4 protein-coding genes and 1 pseudogene are annotated in these 4244 nt (G+C 68.3%); 2 read left to right on the top strand and 3 right to left on the bottom strand.

Annotated features, from left to right (window positions below):
* Positions 1 to 66: 66 nt before the first annotated feature.
* From AC08OP_RS21670 to AC08OP_RS21660, 3 genes are all read right to left on the bottom strand, one after another.
* Positions 67 to 216, bottom strand: a complete 150-nt coding sequence (locus tag AC08OP_RS21670) for a hypothetical protein (protein ID WP_476615862.1) — start codon at positions 214 to 216, stop codon at positions 67 to 69.
* Between the two features lie 25 nt (positions 217 to 241).
* Positions 242 to 898, bottom strand: a complete 657-nt coding sequence (locus AC08OP_RS21665; RefSeq protein ID WP_476615861.1) for an HhH-GPD-type base excision DNA repair protein — start codon at positions 896 to 898, stop codon at positions 242 to 244.
* A 66-nt stretch (positions 899 to 964) separates the two neighbouring features.
* The gene (locus tag AC08OP_RS21660; protein ID WP_476615860.1) at positions 965 to 2536 is read right to left on the bottom strand and encodes a recombinase family protein; all 1572 of its coding nucleotides are present in this window, start codon (positions 2534 to 2536) and stop codon (positions 965 to 967) included.
* Between the two features lie 306 nt (positions 2537 to 2842).
* Between AC08OP_RS21660 and AC08OP_RS21655 the strand changes: the two are divergent.
* Positions 2843 to 3142, top strand: a pseudogene (locus AC08OP_RS21655) (hypothetical protein); the annotation flags it as partial.
* Between the two features lie 250 nt (positions 3143 to 3392).
* Positions 3393 to 4244 (top strand): IS66 family transposase (locus AC08OP_RS21650; protein WP_476615863.1); only part of this gene is annotated, 852 nt, incomplete at its 3' end.

The raw sequence follows: 4244 nt of genomic DNA, 5'->3' as shown, positions 1-4244 counted from the left end.
GAGAAGCACCCGGGCCGGATCGGGATGCGTCACTCCGGACATGTGCACTGCGGGTATGCCGTGGGCTCAGGCATACGCGAGAGCGCCGGAATCCTTATTGTTACTCAGGACCAGAGCCAGATGGAACGCCACGTCCAACCCGAGGGATGCCTGGTGTAGTGCATGCAGATTCGTTCCGGTGTGCGAGGCGAACACCGCCACGCCAAAATCAGCCACGCGCAGCACCCAATTCACCGCAGGATCAGTTCGCCGACGGTTTCGCAGCGGCCTTCATCGCCTTCTTGAAGTCCCGGACCTTGATCCTCGACTCGGGGCTGGTGACGTCCGCGATCGAGCGGTAGCTGCCGTCCTCGCCAAAGGGCGCACAGGCCTCCTTCCAGCCCGGCGGGGTCACACCGAGCTGCTTACCGAGCAGCGCCACGAAGATCTTCGCCTTCTGCTGGCCGAAGCCGGGCAACGCAGCGACCCGCTTGAGCAGCTCGCGGCCGTCGACCGCACTGGTCCAGATGGCCGCCGCATCCCCGTCGTAGGAGTCCAGGATCAGCCGGCACAGGGCCTGCACCCGCTTGGCCATCGACCCGGGAAACCGATGCAGCGCCGGCTGCCAGGAGAACACCGCCCCCAACTCGTCCGGCTCGAACTCGGCCAGCTCGGTCACGTCGAGCGGCCGACCCAGCCGCTGCGCGAGCTCGTACGGCGCGGCGAACGCCCGCTCAAGCGGGATCTGCTGGTCCCCACCGATCTCGGAAAGATGGAGTCGGCGCGAGAGTTCCAGCGGCGCGGCGAACGCACGTTCGAGTGGAATTTGTTGATCTAGGACCATGCCCACCAGGAGCGCCAGGGGGTCCGCGTCGAGGAAGGCGTCCGCCTCTGGGTCGCCGGACAGGTAAAGGCCCATGCCAGCCAGGGTACCGACGACGTGAGCCCCGCCGGACTGGTGCGTCCGGCGGGGCAGGTGGGCGCATCAGGCGCGCCAGGCCACTTCCACCCGTCTAGGGTCGAAACGGTTTTTGGGACTGTCTTCGGCTGGCGACCGGAGCACAACGGCCTCGATGACGGTGCCGATGATTTCCCGCCGCTGCTCCACTTCGAGCGACGGCCAGGCGGTGGCCACGTTGGTCAGGCTGGGCCCGGCGTGGGCTCGCAGCCACTCTGTCTGCTCTCCCTTCAGAGTTAGGATGATCTGTTCCTGGTCGCGGACGCGGGGGAAGACGTAGGCGCCTGCCAGCTCGTCGCGGTCGTAGGCACCCATCAGTTCGGCGATCTTAGCTTCGGCTTTGGCCAGCTCCGCCGCTTTTGGCCAAGGTCCGGCCTCTGCCTCGACGTCCCGGTCTGCCAGGTACGCGAGCACCAGGTCCGTGACCAGCTCATCCGGATGGTGGCCGGTGACGCTGACCTTGCCGCAGCCGCCCGCCGTGACGGCCTTGCAGGCGTAGTGGTGCTTGTTCCACCGCCGGTCGAAGCCGCCCATCAGGTGGCGGCCGCAGTACCCGCAGCAGATAATCCCGGACAGCAGGTACTTCCGGCCGCCGGTGTGGACGTGTTTGCTCGTGCGGCTGGGATCGCGGAGCTTGGCTACCAGCCGCTTCCAGGTGTCCACGTCCAGGATGGGATCTTGCTGGCCCATGACGGGCTTGCCCTCCGCGTCGCGGGCGTAGCGCTCCTCCATCGGAATGGACGGCGGGCCGTAGACCCGCCAGCCGACCATCCGCGGTGACAGGTAGATGTTGCGCAGGACCGCCTTCTGCCAGACCTTGCCAGTGGCGCTCCGGATACCCAGGTGGTTCCAGCGGCGGCAGATGGTGTGCAGGCCGACATCTTCGAGAAGGTCATCAGCTCCCGCGACCAACAGCGCGGCCTCGAACTCATCCTTGGTCCGCTTGTCCGGCAACCAGCCGAAGGCCCGGTTGCCGCCGGCGGGTACCCCAGCTTCGGCCATGGCTTCGTGCTTGCGCCGGACCCGCTTGGAGGTGTCCAGCGACTGCCGCGCCTTGATCGTGACGACGATCCGGGCCACGTCCCGGCCGTTGTCGGTGAGCAGGTCGAGGCTGCCGGAGATGTCGATGATCGGGCGGCCGTACTGCATCACCACCTCGATGGCGTCTTCCAGGTTGCGCTGGTCACGGGTGAGGCGGTCGACGTCGGCCACCACGATGCCGTCCAGACGTTCCCCGGTGTAGATTTGGCCGCGTCTCAGGTCGGAGAGCGCCGCCTCATACACCGGCCGAACCACCCGGTAGATGTAGGAGCCGTCCGGTTGGCGGATGCGCTTCTTCTTCCAGGCAGAGCGGTTCTGCTCGTTGTAGACCGCTTCGAGCATCACCCCGCCACGGCTTTCGACGTAGGTGCGACAGTCCGCCAACTGGGTTTCACGGTTGTTAATGTCAAGGCCTGACAGTATTCGTCGTTTCACCTCGCTGATGTTTTCTAGGTCCTGAGGCCGCAGCTCGAAAGAGAGACGGACCAGGGCCGCGAAGTTCATACCCGCCAGATCACCGATGTGTGCACGTCGCACAAGGTGCTTGGATTCGTCCACAAGATCATTTATTAATCATTGAGGGAATTCCGACAAGCTGTTTCGCGGCCCGAACCCACCGCCAAGGTGTTGGCCCCCACACGCGAAGTCCGCCGGATTACGGTGGAAATCTTGCGCCACCTATCCAGCGTCAAGGCTGGCGCCCGCTGGAGTAAACCTTCAGCCGGTTCGCGCGGCGTGACGATCATGGGGCTTGTTGTGGCTGTCGGTGACGGTCTGCCGGGGTTGACGGGTGGCCAGGCGGATTGGGTGAGTGATGGCCCTGTCGCTGCATGGCGTGGGGTTGCGACCCGTTAGATCCGTGGTGTGCCCACACCGGACGGCCCTTCCCACGACAGGCCAGCGCCCGCGGCGTCGGCGGCCGTGCCGTGGCTGGTCTGGGTGCTGGTCGCCCGGCTGGCGGAGGAGAACACGGCGTTGCGGGCCGAGAACGAGCGGCGGATCGCGGACACCGAGCGGCTGGTCGTGGTGAACGAGAAGCTCGCCGCGGTCAACGAGGACCTCGCGGCCCGGCTCGACCGGCTGGAGCACCTGATGTCGCGGAACAGCGGCAACTCCTCGTTCCCGTCGTCGAAGGACGACCAGCCCGGGAGGCCTGCGCCGGCCCCGAGGAAGACCCGTACCGGCGGTGGGCAGCAGCGTCGGCGTGGGGGGCAGCCCGGCGCGCACCTGGCCCGGGTCGAGGACCCCGACGAGCAGGTCGACCGGTTCCCGGAGGGCCGGTGTGGGTGCGGGAACGACCTGGCCACGGCCCTGGGACGGGGCACGGCCCGGGACCTCGGCGTCGTGGACTCCTACCAGCAGGTCGAGATCCCGCTGGTCACGGCCCGGGTGACCCAGCACCGACCGGCACGCGCTGGCATGCGCCCGCGGGAAGGTCCACCAGGCCACCCGCCCGGACGGCGCGCACCGCGGGCCGATCGGCTACGGGCCGAACCCGCGGGCCTGGTGCGTCTATCTGATGGTCGTGCACCACCTGCCGGTCGGACGGTGCGTGGACCTGCTGACCTCGCTGACCGGCGCGGCGCCGTCGACCGGGTTCGTGCACGGCCTGCTGAACACGGTCGCGGCCGCGCTCACGGCGGCGCACCAGCGGATCCGGGCGCTGATCACCCTGTGCGCGGTCGTCGTGATGGACGAGACCCCGATCAGGGTCGGCCCGCGGCTGCCACGGCCCGGCCGCAAGGACGCCAAGCGCCACCTGCTGGTCGCCTGCACCGAGCTGTACACCCACTTCCTGCTCGGCGACCGCGACCTGGCGACGTTCCAGACCTCGGTGCTCGGCGAACTCGCCGCCGCCGGCGCGACCGTCGTCCACGACCGCTACCACCTCTACGACCACGACTTCTTCAACCCCGCCGTCGGCGACCCGCTCACCGACGGGACCGGCGACGACGGCGCGCACGACCCCGACGACGTGGAGTTCCTCGGCCTGGTCCACCAGTTCTGCGCCCAGCACCTGATCAGGGACCTGACCGCCGCCGCCGAGACCTACCCCGACCAGTACTGGCCTGGGCAGATCGCCGACGCGCTGCGCGGCCTGATCCACCACACGAACCTCACCCGCCACGCCGCCGACCTCGCCGCCGACCTCGCCGCGCGCCACGACCCGGCGCACTGCCGCTACTGCACACCCCCGGCACGACCGGCGCCGGCCAGCGTCGAGGACCTGCTTGCCCTGTTCCGCGACGGCGTGAAGGTCGGGATG

This window comes from Frankia sp. CeRuru1, assembly GCF_977966315.1.
The sequence above is the reverse complement of the archived record's forward strand: the minus strand, read 5'-3'. Positions and strand labels throughout refer to the sequence as shown.